The following is a 14,853-nucleotide window of genomic DNA, read 5'->3' as shown; positions in this document are numbered from 1 at the left end:
GGTCATGATCTGATGCTGGAAGATCTGCAATCCCTGTCTGACTTCCTGCGACAGTTCTGGGGCCTTTGGCTGATGATTCTCTTCGCGGGGATCGCCATCTACGCCTTCCGCCCCCGTAACAAGGGGCACTTCGAAGAGGCGAGCACGGTGATCTTCCGCGAGGACGATGACGACAAGGAGCACAAAAATGGCGGGAACCCCTGAAAAGGACGCCATTACGGGCCAGCATACCACTGGCCATGAGTGGGACGGCATCCGCGAGCTGAACACGCCGCTGCCGAAGTGGTGGGTCTATGTCTTCTGGGCCACCGTGATCTTCTCCATCGGCTACGTGGTCGCCTATCCGGCGATCCCGTTCACCAACAGCTTCTCCGGTGGCATGCTCGGCTACAGCTCGCGTGCCGAGCTGGCGACCGAGGTGCAGCAGGCCCGCCTGCAGCACCAGGACAAGCTGGACGCCATCGCCGCCAAGTCGCTGGATGAGATCGCCGCCGATCCCAACCTGCGCAACTACGCCATGGCCGGCGGTCAGGTGATCTTCAAGGAAAACTGCGCCCCCTGCCACCAGTCCGGCGGTGCCGGTGCCTTCGGGTACCCGACCCTGGCGGACGACGAGTGGATCTGGGGCGGCGACCTCGACACCATCTACACCACCCTGCGTCACGGCATCCGCTGGGAGTCCGATCCGGACACCCGCCTGTCCGAGATGCCGGCCTTCGGTGCTGACGGCATCCTGGAAGCGGCGGAGATCGACGGTCTGGCCGAGTACGTCGTCGCCATGGCGGCGGGCAATGCCCCGACCGGCACCGACGCCGCCGCCCTGTTCGAAGAGCAGTGCGCCTCGTGCCACGGCTTCGAGGGCGAGGGCAACCGCGACCTCGGCGCCCCGGCGCTGAACAACCAGCTGTGGCTCTACGCCGGCGACGTGAAGGCCGTGCGCGACCAGATCTACAAGCCCAAGCACGGCGTCATGCCGGCCTGGGGTGGTCGCCTCGACGACACCGCCATCAAGCAGGCCACCATCTACGTCCACTCGCTGGGCGGCGGTGAGTGACCCCTGTGATGCGCTGAGCATCGCATGAGTCTGCAGCGGGTCCGGCGGCTTCGGCAGCCGGACCCGTCTGCGTTTTATCGGCCGGTTCATGAACGGCCGGCGGGACGGCAGTCTTCTTGACGTTTTGCGCATAGAAGCGCACAACAGGGCCGATGCCGTGCCGCATCCTCCGCCCCGTTCCACCCGGCCATCGGGCCGACGGGCGACGGATTGATGGATGTCATTGGCAGCAGGCCCCCGGCGCCGGTATGGGATCGCACAGGGGCCCGCCACAGGGTCGCGAGGACAAGCCGGAAAGCGCCCCCGAACCGCAGCATTCTGAAAACGCCGGGCTCTCCTGATGCGGGGGCATGGCGCTTCCGCGCGGTTCAGGTTGCGCCATCGGCGCCGTCGCACTACCCCTTATGTGCCCGAACCGGTGTGGGGCCGGCCGAGGCAGTGACGAGAGAGGTCGGGATACCATGGCCGTAGCGAACGAGGTCACGGACAAGGCGCCTGCGCCGTCCGAACCGCCGGGCAAGAAGCCGGAGGGCGACAAGGGCGAGAAGAAGGTCTCGCTCTACGCCGCCTATGAGAAGGTCCATCCGCGCGACATCAAGGGCAAGTTCCGCTCCCTGAAGTGGCTGGCGGCGCTGGTGCTGCTCGGCATCTACTTCATCGGCCCGTGGATCCCCTGGAGCCGCCCGGGCGAGGCCCCCGATCAGGCCATCCTGATGGACCTGGCCGGCCGCCGCGGCTACTTCTTCTTCATCGAGATCTGGCCGCAGGAAATCTACTACCTGACCGGCGTGCTGATCCTCGGCGCCATCGGCCTGTTCTTCGCCACCGCCCTGCTGGGCCGCGTGTGGTGCGGCTTCGCCTGCATCCAGACCGTCTTCACCGACATCTTCGTGTGGGTGGAGAAGGTGCTGGAAGGTGACCGCAACAAGCGCATCAAGTTCGACAAGTCGCCGCTGTCCGCCCGCAAGGTCGGCATCAAGAGCGTGAAGATGGTCATCTGGATGGCCATTTCGGTCGCCACCTCGTGGACGTGGCTGATCTACTTCGTGCCCGCCGGCCCGACCTCCATGGACATCCTCACCGGCCAGGCGTCCATGGGCATCTACGGCTTCCTGGCTCTGTTCGCCGGCTCCACCTTCCTGCTGGCCGGCTTCGCGCGCGAGCAGGTGTGCATCTACATGTGCCCGTGGCCGCGCTTCCAGGCCTCCATGTTCGACGAGGACAGCCTGGTCGTCACCTACGAGAAGTGGCGCGGCGAGCCGCGCGGCTACGCCAAGAAGGGCGACCAGTTCAAGGACCGCGGCCATTGCGTCGACTGCACCATGTGCGTGCAGGTGTGCCCGACCGGCATCGACATCCGCAACGGCAGCCAGCTGGCCTGCATCGGCTGCGGCCTGTGCATCGACGCCTGCAACCAGGTCATGGACCGCTTCAACCTGCCGCGCGGCCTCATCACCTACGACAGCACCAACAACATGGTGGCCCGCGCCAAGGGCGAGCAGCCCCGCTACCGCTTCGTGCGGCCGCGCACCATCACCTATGCGGCGCTGCTGGCGGTGGTGTTCGCCATCATGACCTATGCCATGTCCACCCGCGCCACCACCGAGGTGAACGTGCTGCACGAGCGCAGCCCGCTGTTCGTGCCGCTGTCCGACGGCCAGATCCGCAACGGCTACACCTTCAAGATCCTCAACAAGCAGTCGGACGAGCAGACCTTCGTGCTGTCCACCGACGGCATCGACGGCGCCCGCCTCACCGTGGTCGGCTTCGCCGACGAGCCGGTGACCAGCGTGCTGCTGCCGGTGAAGGGCGACAGCGTCGGCACCTTCCGCGTCTACGTCACGGCGCCCCCCGATGCGCTGGACGGCGGCTCCACCGATCTCGACTTCGTGCTCACCAATCAGGTGACGCAGGAAGTGGTGGATCATAGTACCCTGTTCGCCGGTCCGGGCCGCTAGGGCGCCCGGCCACGGCATCATCGCTGACAGGACAGGCTGGCCGCGGCGCTCCCGCGGCCAGCCGGCTGCGTCAAGGAGTACGGCATGAACAGCAAGAAGCGGCCCGACGGCTGGTGGTATCCCTACATCTTCGTCGCCGGCTTTCTGGTGGTGATCACGGTCAACATGACGCTGGCCTACTTCGCCACCTCCACCTTCAACGGGCTGGAAACGCAGAACGCCTACGAGAAGGGCCGCCTGTACAACGAAACCATCGCCCGCGAAGAGGCCCAGAAGGCGCTCGGCTGGTCGCTGGCCCTGACCACCGAGACCAAGGCCCACAACCCGCCGGGCGCCGGCTATCCGGTGGAGCTGATGCTGGCGGCGGCCGATGCCGGCGGCGCCGGCCTCGACGGCCTGGTGGTGGAGGCGGAAATCCGTCGCCCGACGGTGACCGGCAAGGACCGCACGGTCATCCTGTCGCGCCGCGACTCCGGCCGCTACGGCGATACGGTGGTGCTGCCGGAGCCGGGGCAGTGGGAAGTCCGCCTGCTTGCCAAGCGCGGCGACGACGAGTTCCGCCTGCGCGAGCGCATTTTCGTGAAGTGACGCACCGGCCCCGCCGGCTGCCCAGAGTATCGCCATGACCGCACAGCTTGCCGAATGCCGCCACTGCGGCAGCCCGGTCCCGCCGCGTTCGCCGGCGGGGCCGGAGTTCTGCTGCCGCGGCTGCCAGGCCGCCTATTCCCTCATCAACGGCATGGGCCTTGACGCCTATTACCGCCGCCGCTGCATCGACCCCGATGTGCGGCCGCTGAAGCCGGAGGACGAGGCGGTGGTGGACGTCTCCGCCCATGTGCAGGAGGAGGCGGACGGCCGCCGCACCCTGCACCTGATGGTGGAGGGCATGCACTGCGCCGCCTGCGTGTGGCTGATCGAGACCCTGCTCGGCCGCCAGCCGGGGGTGACCCAGGCCCGCGTCAACATGACCACTCGCCGCCTCACCCTGCAGTGGGACCCGGCGGCGGCGCCTGAAGGGGCGCCGGCGGCCCTGGTGGCGCCGGTGCTGCAGGTGGGCTACCGCCTGGTGCCCTTCGACCCCCAGGCCCTGGGGCGCGAGGGCCTGAAGGCGGAAAAGGAACTGCTGCGCGCTATGGCGGTGGCCGGCTTCGCCGCCGGCAACGTCATGCTGTTTTCGGTCAGCGTGTGGTCGGGCGCCGACATGGGCTGGGCGACGCGCGACTTCCTGCACTGGATTTCCGCCCTCATCGCCGTGCCGGCGGTGGCCTATGCCGGGCGGCCGTTCTACCGCTCCGCCCTGACGGCGCTGCGGGCCGGCCGCACCAACATGGACGTGCCGATCTCCCTCGGCGTGCTGCTGGCGACGGGCATGAGCCTGTTCCAGGTCGCCACCAGCCAGCACCATGCCTACTTCGATGCCTCCGTCAGCCTGCTGTTCTTCCTGCTGATCGGCCGCTACCTCGATCACCGCGCCCGCGGCCGCGCCCGCTCCGCCGCCGAGCATCTGCTGGCGCTGGGGTCGGGCTCGGTCACCGTGCTGGAGGCCGACGGCACCCGCCGCATGGTGCCCCCCAACCGGGTGGAGCCGGGCATGACCGTGCTGGTGGCGGCCGGCGAGCGGGTCGGCATCGACGGCGCGGTGGCGGAAGGCGTGTCCGACATCGACACCAGCCTGATCTCGGGCGAGTCGGTGCCGCAGCCGGTGCGGACCGGCGACCGGGTGTTCGCCGGCACCGTCAACCTGAGCGGCCCGCTGCGCCTGACGGTGACGGCGGTGGGCGAACGCACCCTGCTTGCCGAAATCGTCCGCATGATGGAAGTGGCCGAACAGGGCCGCGCCAAGTACGTCGCCCTGGCCGACCGGGTGGCGCGCAGCTATGCGCCGGTGGTGCATCTGGCGGCGCTGCTCACCTTCCTCGGCTGGCTGTTCATCGCCGATGCGCCGTGGCAGCAGGCGCTGCTGACGTCGGTGGCGGTGCTCATCATCACCTGCCCCTGCGCCCTGGCGCTGGCGGTGCCGGTGGTGCAGGTGGTGGCCACCGGGCGCCTGCTGCGCGGCGGCGTGCTGGTGAAGACGGCGACGGCGCTGGAGCGTCTGCACGTCTGCCGCACCATCGTGTTCGACAAGACCGGCACCCTCACCCTCGGCAAGCCAGACCTGCTGACGGACGGCGCCGCCTGGACCACCGCCGACCTCGACCTTGCCGCCAGCCTGGCCGGCGCCAGCAAGCATCCGCTGGCGCGCGCCGTCGCCGCCCGCTCCGCCGCTGCCGTGGCGGCGGGGGTGGAGGAGGTGCCGGGGGCCGGCCTGCGGGTCGGCGCCGTGCGTCTCGGCAGCCGCACCTTCTGCGCCGTCACCGAGGCGGAGGCGGCGGCCGAGCCGGCGCCGCCGGCACCGGGGCCGGAACTGTGGCTGCGCCGGGCCGATGGCAGCGTCGTCCGCTTCGCCTTCGCCGACCAGCTGCGCCCCGACGCGGTGGAGACGGTGGCGGCGCTGAAGCGGCGCGGCTTCACGGTGGAACTGCTGTCCGGCGACCGCGAGGATGCGGTGCGGGCGGTGGCGGAGGCGGTGGGCATCGACCGCTGGCAGGCCGGCGCCGCCCCGGCACAGAAGTGCGAGCGGCTGGCGGCGCTGCGGGCCGAGGGGCACGTGGTGGCCATGGTCGGCGACGGTCTCAACGACGCCCCGGCGCTGGCGGCGGCCGATGCCTCCATCTCGCCGTCGACGGCGGTGGACGTCAGCCAGACGGCGGCCGACGTGGTGTTCCAGGGCGTGCGGCTGGCGCCGGTGGTGGAGGTGTTCGCCGTCGCCGCCCGCACCGACCAGCTGGTGAAGCAGAACTTCGGCCTGTCGCTGCTCTACAACTGCCTGACCATTCCGCTGGCGGTGGCCGGTTACGTGACGCCGCTGATTGCCGCCGTCGCCATGTCGTCGTCGTCGGTGCTGGTGATCGTCAACGCCCTGCGGCTCGCCCGCGGGCGGGTGTGAGCGGCGGCTGAAAGGCTGGCCTCGGCGGCCGCCGCGCCCTATGTTGCGCAGGCACGGTGAGACGCGAGGGTGCGATGGACAGTCTGCTCATGCTCATTCCGGTCGCCCTGCTGCTCGGCCTGCTGGGGCTGGGCGGCTTTCTGTGGGCGCTGCGGTCGGGGCAGTTCGACGATCTGGACGGGGCGGCCAACCGCATCCTGTTCGAGGAAGACGACATGAAGGCGCCGCCGCCCGGCAGCCCGGCCGCCCGGCCGGCGGAGCCGGACCCGACCGCCGGGCCGGTGGACCCGACTCGTCCGGCGGACCGGCCGTCATGAACCTTTTGCTGCGCCGCCGAACCGGGTAAAAGACGCTCCAGTCCAGGAAACGACCAAGCCTCTCACAGGAGGAAACGTTTGAGCGCGCAGACCCAGACCAGGCGCGTCACCGTGCGCGACATCGCCGCCCGCAAGGGTGGCGAGCCGGTGGTGGTCCTCACCTGCTACACGGCGCCCATGGCGCAGTTCCTCGACCCGCATGTGGACATCCTGCTGGTGGGCGACAGCCTCGGCATGGTCGTCTACGGCATGGAAACCACGCTGGCCGTCACCGTCGACATGATGATCGCCCACGGTCAGGCGGCCATGCGCGGCTCGCGCAAGGCCATGGTGGTGGTGGACATGCCGTTCGGTTCCTATGGCGAGGGGCCGGCGCAGGCCTACCGCAACGCCGCCCGCATCCTGGCCGAGACCGGCTGCACGGCGGTGAAGCTGGAAGGCGGCGCCGAGATGGCGGAAACGGTGCGCTTCCTGGTTGATCGCGGCATCCCGGTGATGGGCCACATCGGCCTCAAGCCGCAGATGGTCCACGCCACCGGCGGCTTCCGCGCCCAGGGCCGCACCGAGGCCGAGGCGGCGCAGATCCGCGCCGATGCCCAGGCCATCGCCGACGCCGGCGCCTTCAGCATGGTCATCGAAGGCACCTGGGAAGCGGTGGCGCGCGAGATCACCGCCGAGGTGCCCTGCGTCACCATCGGCATCGGCGGCTCGCCCCAGTGCGACGGCCAGGTGCTGGTGACCGAGGACATCCTCGGCCTGTTCAACGATTTCCGGCCCAAGTTCGTGAAGCGCTACGCCGAGCTGGGCGCCCAGGTGAGCGAGGCCGCCGCCGCCTATGCCGCCGAGGTGAAGGCCCGCCGCTTCCCGGCGCCGGAACATTGCTTCGGCGTCAAGGCGCCCGCTTCCGGGTCGCAGCAAGCGCCCGAGTCGCAGAAAGCCCCCGAGTCGCAGAAAGGATGAGCGCCATGGCCGCGCCCGCTTCCGCCCACCGCGCCCTGGACACCGTCACCACCGTCGCCGATCTGCGCGCCCGCGTCGCGGCGTGGCGGGCGGAGGGCCTGCGGGTGGCGCTGGTGCCCACCATGGGGGCGCTGCACGAAGGCCACCTGTCGCTGGTGCGCCGGGCCAAGATGCTGGCCGACCGGGTGGTGGTGTCGATCTTCGTCAACCCGACCCAGTTCGGCCCCAACGAGGATTTCGCCCGTTACCCCCGCCAGCTGGAGCAGGACCGCTTCAAGCTGGGCATGGCCGGCACCCATCTGGTCTACGCGCCGACGGTGGAGGAAATGTATCCGCAGGGCTTCGCCACCCGCGTGGTGGTGTCGGGCGTGTCCGCCGGCCTGTGCGGCGATGCCCGCCCCGGTCACTTCGAGGGCGTGGCGACGGTGGTGTGCAAGCTGCTCAACCAGGGCCAGCCCGACGTCGCGGTGTTCGGCGAGAAGGACTGGCAGCAGCTGATGGTCATCCGCCGCCTCGCCCGCGACCTCGACCTGCCGGTGCGCATCGAAGGGGCGCCGGTGGTGCGGGAGATGGACGGCCTCGCCATGTCGTCGCGCAACGCCTATCTGTCGGACGGCGAGCGCAGCATCGCCAACTACCTCTACAAGACCCTGAAGCAGATCGCCGACGACCTGGATGCCGGCAAGGACGCCGGCCATGCCTGCGCCTGGGGCATCTCGGAACTGGGGCGGCTGGGGTTCGGCCCGGTGGATTATCTGGAAGTCCGCGACGCCGAGACGCTGGAGCCGGTGGAGGGCATCGTCGGCCGGCCGGTGCGGGTGCTGTGCGCCGTGTTCCTCGGCCGCACGCGGCTGATCGACAACGTCGCCGCCGGGGTGCGCGGCGGCGGCTGAGCGCTGCCGGCATGACGGCCATCACAGCGGCGATGGCCCGACCCCTTCATTCTTCCCGCCAACCCGTGTAGTCTGCTTCGATCGTTCTGCCAGAGTGGGGAGGATGCCGGGCCATGCTGTCGCCCGCCCTCATGCAGCCGCTGCCCGTGCCGCCGCCGACCCCGCTGCCGCCCTCGCCGGTGCGGCCGGCCGGCGACCGCTTTCCCGAGTCGCAGAAGCTTCCCTTCCCGGAGGACCGCCGCGGCGGCCAGACGCCTGAGCAGCAGGCGGAGGCGGAAGCGCCGTGGCAGCCGCCGCTGGCCGGCGATACCGCCGTGGCCGCCCAGACCATCGGCCAGCAGACGGATGAGCCGGCGCCCGGTGACCTGACGCCCGAGCAGCAGGCCCAGGTGGCGGAGCTGAAGGCCCGCGATGCCGAAGTCCGCGCCCATGAGCAGGCCCATCAGGCGGTCGGCGGGCGCTATGCCGGCGCTGCCAGCTACGACACCGTGCGCGGCCCCGACGGCCACTCCTATGCCATCGGCGGCGAGGTGCCCATCGACGTCTCCCCCGGCCGCTCGCCGGAGGAGACCATCGCCAAGATGGAGGTGGTGAAGGCCGCCGCCCTGGCCCCGGCCGAGCCGTCGCCGCAGGATCGCCGCGTCGCCGCCCTGGCCGACGCCCAGCGCCTGCAGGCCGTCGCCGACAAGCGCGAGCAGGACCGTGCCGAAGCCGCCGCCGCCCTGACGACGCCGGAAGACGGCGGCGACGGTGCGGTGGCTGCGGCGATGCCGCTCGCCTACCGTAGGCCGCCGCTGCCGCTGCTGCTGCAGGGCATGGCGGCCTATGGCGGCACCCTCGCCATGGCCGCCCCGGCGGCGCCGCTGCGGTTCGATCTGGTCGCCTGAGGCGGCCCGCCGGCCCGCCAGCCGGCCGCTACTTGCGGCCGAAGTAGGCGCGGCTGGCGGCGAACACCACGCCCGACAGCGCCACCAGGGCGATCAGGTTGGGAATGGCCATCAGCGCGTTCATGATGTCGGCCACCAGCCACACCAGTTCCAGGTTGGCGACGGCACCGACGTAGAGCGCCACCACCCACAGCAGGCGATAGGGCAGGATCGCCCGCACCCCCACCAGATAGACCGCCGTGCGCTCGCCGTAATAGGCCCAGCCGAGCACGGTGGTGAAGGCGAACACCACCAGCCCGAAGGTGACGATCAGCTCGCCGCCCTCGAAGCCTCGGGCGAAGGCGGTGGCCGACAGGGCGGCGCCGGTCTCGCCGGTGGTCCAGGCGCCGCTGGTCAGGATCACCAGGGCGGTCATGGTGCAGACGATGATGGTGTCGATGAAGGTGCCGAGCATGGCGATGGTGCCCTGGCGCACCGGCTCGCGCGTGCGGGCGGCGGCATGGGCGATGGGGGCGGAGCCGAGGCCGGCCTCGTTGGAGAAGATGCCGCGCGCCACGCCGAAGCGGATGGCCGCCCACACGGCGGCGCCGGCGAAGCCGCCGGTGGCGGCGGTGCCAGTGAAGGCGTCGGTGACGATGTGCAGCAGCACGCCGGGCACCTGCTCGGCATTGATCAGGATCACCACCAGGGCGCCCAGCACGTAGATGATGGCCATGAGCGGCACCAGCTTTTCCGCCACCTGGCCGATGCGCTGCACGCCGCCGATGATGACCAGGAAGGCGAGCACCGCCAGGGTGATGCCGGTCCAGCCCTTGGGGATGTCGAAGGTGGTGTTCATCACGTCGGCGACGGAATTGGCCTGCACCGTGTTGCCGATGCCGAAGGCGGCGATGGTGGCAAACAGGGCGAACAGCCACGCCAGCCAGGCCCAGTTCCGCCCCATGCCGTTGCGGATGTAGTACATGGGGCCGCCGGTGTAGTTGCCCTGGGCGTCGGTCTCGCGGTAGGTGACGGCCAGCACCGCCTCGGAATACTTGGTCGCCATGCCGACCAGGGCGGTGACCCACATCCAGAACACCGCCCCCGGCCCACCGAGGGCAATGGCGGTGGCGACGCCGGCGATGTTGCCGGTGCCGACGGTGGCCGCGAGGGCGGTGGTCAGCGCCTGGAACGGGCTGATGTCGCCTTCGTCCTCGGCCTTTGCGGTGCGGCCGGCCAGCGTCATGCGGATGCCGTAGGACAGCTTGCGCTGCGGCAGGAACTTCAGCCCGACGGTGAGGTAGAGGCCGGTGCCGAGCAGCAGCACCAGCATCACCGGCCCCCATACGAAGCCGGAGACGGCGTTGAGCAGCGTTTCGACGTCCATGGAGCGTCCCCTGTAGCGTAAAACGAAAACAGGCCACCGGGATGCACAACGCGCGCGCGCCGCACAAGGGCCGTTTCGGGGCGGTGAAGGGGAAACCGCCCCGGCCGCCGGTCAGTCGCGCCGAGGGGTCAGCGGGCGAGGGCGTCCACCGCCGCCGTCACCTCCGCCGCCGGCAGGTCGCGCAGGTCGGGCCGTTGCAGGGTGGTCACCGCCTCCGCCCACGGCCGGCATTCCACCGGGTCCGACTCGGCGGAGAACAGCACCACGCTGGGGCAGCCGGCGACGGCGATCAGGTGCATGGGGCCGGTATCGTTGCCCACCGCCACCGCCGCCAGCCGCGCGAGGCTCGCCAGCTGGCCGAAATCGGTGCGGCCGCGCAGGTTGACGGCGCCGGTGACGGTGGCGGCGATGGCATCCAGCTCCGCCGCCTCCTTGTCGGTGCCGATGAGCACCGGGGTGAGGCCGCGCGCCGCCAGATGACGGGCGACGGCGGCATAGGTCTCCACCGGCGCCCGCTTGGCCGGCCGCTGCGGCGCGCCGCCGGGCACCAGCAGGGCGAAGCGCGGCGGCACCGGCAGGGCCGCGAGGTCGCCGGCCAGGAACGACAGGTCGGGCCACGGCGGCACCGTCAGCCCGGCGACCTTCAGCTGGTCGGCATAGCGCACGGCGGCATGGCGGCGCGGCTCGCGCGGGTCGGCGATGAAATGGCTGGCGCCGGGGAAGATGCCGTTCCACTCCAGCCCCGACCGCCCCAGGCGCATGACGTGGAACATCAGGCGGGCGCGGTCGTTGCGCTGCAGGTCGTAGACGCGGTCGAAGCCGGCGGCCCGCAGCCCCCAGGCAAGGCGCAGCTGGGCCAGCAGGCCGCGCGGCCGCCCGTCGTCGCGCACCATGTCGAACAGGCCGCTCGCCCGCGCCATGGGGGCGAAGGGCGGGGTGGTCAGCAGGGTGATCTCGGCCCCGGCATGGGCGGCGCGGATGGCCTTCATGGCGGCCAGGGCGACGACGAAGTCGCCGAAGGCGCCAAGCTTGATGACCAGGATGCGGCGCAGCGGCCGGGGCGAGGCAGGCATGGGCGATCCGTGAGCAGGCGGCAATCGCTGCGTCTATAGCCCATGGCGACCGCCGCCGCCACCCGCCAACGGCAGGTGCCGGCGCTGCGGCGGCGGCCTCAGTCGAAGTCGGCCGGCAGCAGCGGGTCGCGGGCGTGGGCGAACATGCGGTGGATGTGCCAGGCGGTGACGCGGCCGTGCGACAGGTCCAGGCCGTCGATCTCGTCCTCGGCGAAGAAGCCGATCTCGCTGGTTTCCAGGCTGGGCGTGGCGGTGCCGCCGGTGATGTCGCACAGGAAGAACAGCTTGTAGAGGTAGAACGGCACCGGCCGCGCCGGCGGCGGGAAGCGGCGGCGGTCGTAGCAGCCGGCCAGCTTGCGCACGGTGACGGTGAAGCCGGTTTCCTCCCACACCTCGCGCGCCACGCCTTCGGCCGGGGTCTGGTTGACGTCGGCCCAGCCGCCGGGCAGGGTCCAGCGGTGGCTGTCGGCGACCTCGCGCACCATCAGGATGCGGCCGTCGCGGAAGGCGGCGCCGCGCACGCCGACCTTGGGCGTGGCATAGCCGGTTTCTTCCATGAACAGCGCCTCGATGCGCTCGGCCGGGGTGTCGGTCTGCTCGGCCAGCATCTCCGCCGCCAGGCGGCGCAGCTGCTCGAACCGCTCGCGGTCATAGGGGTTGGGGCTGAAGGCCAGGCCGGACTGGGCCAGGGCCTGGATTTCGCGCGCCCAGGTCAGCCATTTCGGTTCCATGCCGTCTCCTTGCGCTGGCGGGACGGCAGAATGCCACGGCCGGCGCGCGCGGTCACGCGCCGGCCGCAGCAGGCAGGACGGAGTCGCCTCAGGCGCGGGCCTGGGCGCCGGCGGCCGGGGCCGGCGGCCGCACGGGGATGAGCATGCCGCCGATCTGCTTGAACGGCAGCGGGTTGCGCAGGTGCCGCTCGATGCGGCCGCGCACGGTCTTGGTGGCGATGGGCTTGACCACCAGGTCGTGGACGCCGGAGTTGGTCGCCTTGACCAGGTAGTCCTTGGTGATCTCGCTCGACGGCATGAGGATGATGAGCGTCTTCGGATCGACGCCCGCCTGGCCGGTGCGCACCGCCTTGGTGAAGGCAAGGCCGTCCATGGGCTTCATGCCGTCGTCGACCAGCACCACGTCGACCGGGAAGTTGGCCATCACCTCCAGCGCCTCGGGGCCGGACTTGGCCTCGTAGATCTTGGTGACGCCAAGGGTGTTCAGCAGGCTGCGCAGCAGCGAGCGGAAGTTGAACTGGTCGTCGACCACCAGCACGTTGAGGGTGCGCCAGTCGATGTCGCCGTCGCCCACCGACTTGTTGGCGACCACCATGGGCGCGTCCTGCGCCAGCAGGTGGGCGGCCAGGGCCTTGTCGGACTTCAGGATGTGCTGGCTCAGCCAGACCTTGAGGAAGGCGAGCAGGTCCTTGACGCCGATCTCGCCGGCATCGAACCGCCGCCGCATCTCCACCACCTGCTTGACGAGCACCGAGTGCTCCTTCAGGTGGCCGGGCGACAGGTCGTAGTTCGACTTCACCATCAGTTCCTGTTCGCGGCCGAAATGGAACTCGGTGTAGTCGATCAGCACGTTCAGCACGCTGGAAATGGTGTCCTGCTCGTCGCCATTGTTCATGGCCTCGGCGAGCATGTTCACCTGGTCGATGAGGATCTTGTGATCGTCGTCAATGAGCGCGAACCCGACCTTCAGCTGGTCGGTGAACTCCAGAAAAGCCATGTTGTCCCCCACAGGCCCGAATGGACGCATCCTCCGGCGGAGCTTTCCGCAGCCGCACAGCCCGGTGCCCCGCTCTGCTGTTCAAGCGCGACATGATAGCAAAACGGCTAAAATCTTCATGGACTTTCGGTGTAGATATGGCGTCGGTTGGGGGTATACGGCCGGATCTCAGACCAAGGGCGGAGGACAGGGGGAAATATCAGCGACTGTCGAGTGTCGACAATTGCTCCCCCGGGACTGTCGCGAAGGTCTCGAAAGTGCGGAAAATCTTATTTAACGCAGGCGCTTATAGGCTTCGGCAAACATCGTGGCGCCCAGCGCCATGATGGTGAAGGAGATGGCGAGATCGGTGAACAGCAACACCGAGAACGGCAGGCCGAATCCGATCACCATCAACTGCAGGATGCCCCCGAAAAACAGCGCCGGCAGATGCACCGCCGCCGCCAGCGCCAGCATGCGCAGGGAGTTGCCCTTGCTCATTTCCCAGGCGCGGGCGAAGGAGGCCGGTTCCTCCACCGCCACCGCCGGGAAGATCAGGCTGAGGCGCAGGCTGGCGAGGATCAGCAGGATGAAGAAGAACACCGCCAGCAGCAGCGGCAGCACCGGCAGCTGGTGGGCCGAGATATTGCCGCTGGCAAAGGGAATGGCGACCGCCCCGGCGACGATCATCGGGGCCGCCACCACCAGCGCCAGCACCACCGCCCACAGGAGGAACCGCCCTTCCAGGCGGCCGAAGGTGAACAGCGGCCGCCCCTCCAGCCCCAGCGGGCCGTCGATGATGAAGCGGTACCAGCTGACCAGGAACGGCAGCGAGGCGAGGAAATAGGCGATGCCGATGATGCCCGGCCCGCCGCCGCCGTTTCCGTTGCCGGTGCCGGCGGGGTCGTCCTCCAGCCCCGGCGGCGGCGCCACCGTGGCGGAGCCGGTCAGCAGGTGTTCCACGATGCCGGCCATCAGCACCAGGGCCAGCGGCACGGCGGCACGGTCGGCCAGGACGCGGCGGAAGCGCCAGACGGCATGGTAGGCTTCGGCGGCGATCTCGACGACGGGCAGCAGCATGGAGTCCCCGGGCAGCGGTTGACGGAGCGGCGCAGGATACAGCCGCCGGCCGGCCTTGTCAGCGATTGCCGGTGGCCGGCGGCGGCAGCGTCGCCCCGTGTGCGGCGGCGGCCCGCACGGCGGCGGCGGCGGCGACCAGGGCGCGGGCGCGGTTCCACGGGTTGCGGACGGCCAGGGCATCGTCCACCGCCAGCCGCGCCGCCTCCGCCAGGGCGGCATCGCCGGAGGCCAGCAGGCGCTCGGCCCGCAACGCTCCCAGCCGCACCCGCGCCACCCGGTCGAGCATGGCGGTGCGGATGGTTTCCGCCTCGGCATCCAGGGCGGCGGCCTCGGCCGGCGCGGCGGCGGGCGCCGCCGCCAGCCGCTGCAATCCCTCCACCCGCAACGAGTCGTCGCCCACCCGCGCCAGGGCGCTGCGGGCCGCCGCCGGATCGCCCAGGCCGCGCCAGGCATCGCCGATGCGGGCCCAGGCGAAGGAGGCGGCGAAGGGCAGGTCGATCTCCGCCGCCACCGCCTCGGCCTCCCGCAGCGCCGTCGGCTGGCGCAGCAGCACGGCGGGGTCGGGCCGG

Annotated in this window: 15 protein-coding genes; 9 read left to right on the top strand and 6 right to left on the bottom strand. The window is 70.5% G+C overall.

Annotation, left to right across the window (positions count from 1 at the left end; translation table 11 throughout):
• The first annotated feature begins 12 nt into the window (after positions 1 to 12).
• The 9 genes from ABD056_RS04740 (at position 13) to ABD056_RS04700 (ending at position 9,058) form a co-directional block, all read left to right on the top strand.
• A complete protein-coding gene (locus ABD056_RS04740; RefSeq protein WP_343864917.1) occupies positions 13 to 204 on the top strand; it encodes a cbb3-type cytochrome oxidase subunit 3 in 192 nt (63 codons plus the stop codon).
• Positions 188 to 1,054, top strand: a complete 867-nt coding sequence (gene ccoP / locus ABD056_RS04735; RefSeq protein ID WP_343864915.1) for a cytochrome-c oxidase, cbb3-type subunit III — start codon at positions 188 to 190, stop codon at positions 1,052 to 1,054. Before ABD056_RS04740 ends, ccoP begins: the two co-directional genes overlap by 17 nt.
• Positions 1,055 to 1,515: 461 nt before the next feature.
• Positions 1,516 to 3,012 carry a cytochrome c oxidase accessory protein CcoG gene (gene ccoG, locus ABD056_RS04730; RefSeq protein WP_343864913.1) on the top strand — a complete coding sequence of 499 codons (1,497 nt, stop codon included), beginning with the start codon at positions 1,516 to 1,518 and terminating at the stop codon, positions 3,010 to 3,012.
• Between the two features lie 84 nt (positions 3,013 to 3,096).
• On the top strand, positions 3,097 to 3,600 hold the full coding sequence (locus tag ABD056_RS04725; protein WP_343864911.1) for a FixH family protein: 504 nt from the start codon (positions 3,097 to 3,099) through the stop codon (positions 3,598 to 3,600).
• Between the two features lie 34 nt (positions 3,601 to 3,634).
• Positions 3,635 to 6,001 (top strand): heavy metal translocating P-type ATPase, encoded by a 2,367-nt coding sequence (locus ABD056_RS04720; protein WP_343864909.1) that lies wholly within the window; start codon positions 3,635 to 3,637, stop codon positions 5,999 to 6,001.
• Positions 6,002 to 6,075: 74 nt separating this feature from the next.
• Positions 6,076 to 6,318 (top strand): cbb3-type cytochrome oxidase assembly protein CcoS, encoded by a 243-nt coding sequence (ccoS, locus tag ABD056_RS04715; RefSeq protein WP_343864907.1) that lies wholly within the window; start codon positions 6,076 to 6,078, stop codon positions 6,316 to 6,318.
• A 78-nt stretch (positions 6,319 to 6,396) separates the two neighbouring features.
• Positions 6,397 to 7,278: a 3-methyl-2-oxobutanoate hydroxymethyltransferase gene (gene panB, locus ABD056_RS04710; protein WP_343864905.1), complete on the top strand. Its 882-nt coding sequence runs from the start codon at positions 6,397 to 6,399 to the stop codon at positions 7,276 to 7,278.
• 5 nt (positions 7,279 to 7,283) lie between these two features.
• A complete protein-coding gene (gene panC / locus ABD056_RS04705) occupies positions 7,284 to 8,171 on the top strand; it encodes a pantoate--beta-alanine ligase (protein WP_343864903.1) in 888 nt (295 codons plus the stop codon).
• 113 nt (positions 8,172 to 8,284) lie between these two features.
• Positions 8,285 to 9,058 (top strand): putative metalloprotease CJM1_0395 family protein, encoded by a 774-nt coding sequence (locus tag ABD056_RS04700; protein WP_343864901.1) that lies wholly within the window; start codon positions 8,285 to 8,287, stop codon positions 9,056 to 9,058.
• Positions 9,059 to 9,086: 28 nt separating this feature from the next.
• Here ABD056_RS04700 and ABD056_RS04695 read toward each other — a convergent pair whose 3' ends face one another.
• From ABD056_RS04695 to ABD056_RS04670, 6 genes are all read right to left on the bottom strand, one after another.
• On the bottom strand, positions 9,087 to 10,424 hold the full coding sequence (locus ABD056_RS04695) for an alanine/glycine:cation symporter family protein (protein ID WP_343864899.1): 1,338 nt from the start codon (positions 10,422 to 10,424) through the stop codon (positions 9,087 to 9,089).
• 128 nt (positions 10,425 to 10,552) lie between these two features.
• Positions 10,553 to 11,497, bottom strand: coding sequence for a glycosyltransferase family 9 protein (locus ABD056_RS04690; protein ID WP_343864897.1), 945 nt, complete (start codon positions 11,495 to 11,497; stop codon positions 10,553 to 10,555).
• A 98-nt stretch (positions 11,498 to 11,595) separates the two neighbouring features.
• Entirely contained in the window at positions 11,596 to 12,228 is a 633-nt protein-coding gene (locus ABD056_RS04685; protein ID WP_343864895.1) for an NUDIX hydrolase, read from the bottom strand.
• Between the two features lie 88 nt (positions 12,229 to 12,316).
• Positions 12,317 to 13,225, bottom strand: coding sequence for a bacteriohemerythrin (locus ABD056_RS04680; protein ID WP_343864893.1), 909 nt, complete (start codon positions 13,223 to 13,225; stop codon positions 12,317 to 12,319).
• Positions 13,226 to 13,498: 273 nt separating this feature from the next.
• Positions 13,499 to 14,284 carry a hypothetical protein gene (locus ABD056_RS04675; RefSeq protein WP_343864891.1) on the bottom strand — a complete coding sequence of 262 codons (786 nt, stop codon included), beginning with the start codon at positions 14,282 to 14,284 and terminating at the stop codon, positions 13,499 to 13,501.
• A 58-nt stretch (positions 14,285 to 14,342) separates the two neighbouring features.
• Positions 14,343 to 14,853, bottom strand: a 511-nt coding sequence (locus ABD056_RS04670) for a hypothetical protein (RefSeq protein WP_425545006.1), incomplete at its 5' end; no start/stop codon positions are given.

This window comes from Caenispirillum bisanense, from assembly GCF_039523075.1.
In the GTDB taxonomy this organism is placed as follows: Bacteria; Pseudomonadota; Alphaproteobacteria; order Rhodospirillales; family Rhodospirillaceae; genus Caenispirillum; species Caenispirillum bisanense.
Note: the sequence above shows the minus strand (reverse complement) of the source record. Positions and strands in the feature narration are given on the sequence as shown.

Coding starts and splice junctions, on each gene's coding strand:
- ABD056_RS04740 (WP_343864917.1), top strand. CDS start 13: ATGCTGGAAGATCTGCAATCCCTGTCTGACTTCCTGCGACAGTTCTGG.
- ccoP (WP_343864915.1), top strand. CDS start 188: ATGGCGGGAACCCCTGAAAAGGACGCCATTACGGGCCAGCATACCACT.
- ccoG (WP_343864913.1), top strand. CDS start 1,516: ATGGCCGTAGCGAACGAGGTCACGGACAAGGCGCCTGCGCCGTCCGAA.
- ABD056_RS04725 (WP_343864911.1), top strand. CDS start 3,097: ATGAACAGCAAGAAGCGGCCCGACGGCTGGTGGTATCCCTACATCTTC.
- ABD056_RS04720 (WP_343864909.1), top strand. CDS start 3,635: ATGACCGCACAGCTTGCCGAATGCCGCCACTGCGGCAGCCCGGTCCCG.
- ccoS (WP_343864907.1), top strand. CDS start 6,076: ATGGACAGTCTGCTCATGCTCATTCCGGTCGCCCTGCTGCTCGGCCTG.
- panC (WP_343864903.1), top strand. CDS start 7,284: ATGGCCGCGCCCGCTTCCGCCCACCGCGCCCTGGACACCGTCACCACC.
- ABD056_RS04700 (WP_343864901.1), top strand. CDS start 8,285: ATGCTGTCGCCCGCCCTCATGCAGCCGCTGCCCGTGCCGCCGCCGACC.
- ABD056_RS04695 (WP_343864899.1), bottom strand. CDS start 10,424: ATGGACGTCGAAACGCTGCTCAACGCCGTCTCCGGCTTCGTATGGGGG.
- ABD056_RS04690 (WP_343864897.1), bottom strand. CDS start 11,497: ATGCCTGCCTCGCCCCGGCCGCTGCGCCGCATCCTGGTCATCAAGCTT.
- ABD056_RS04685 (WP_343864895.1), bottom strand. CDS start 12,228: ATGGAACCGAAATGGCTGACCTGGGCGCGCGAAATCCAGGCCCTGGCC.
- ABD056_RS04680 (WP_343864893.1), bottom strand. CDS start 13,225: ATGGCTTTTCTGGAGTTCACCGACCAGCTGAAGGTCGGGTTCGCGCTC.
- ABD056_RS04675 (WP_343864891.1), bottom strand. CDS start 14,284: ATGCTGCTGCCCGTCGTCGAGATCGCCGCCGAAGCCTACCATGCCGTC.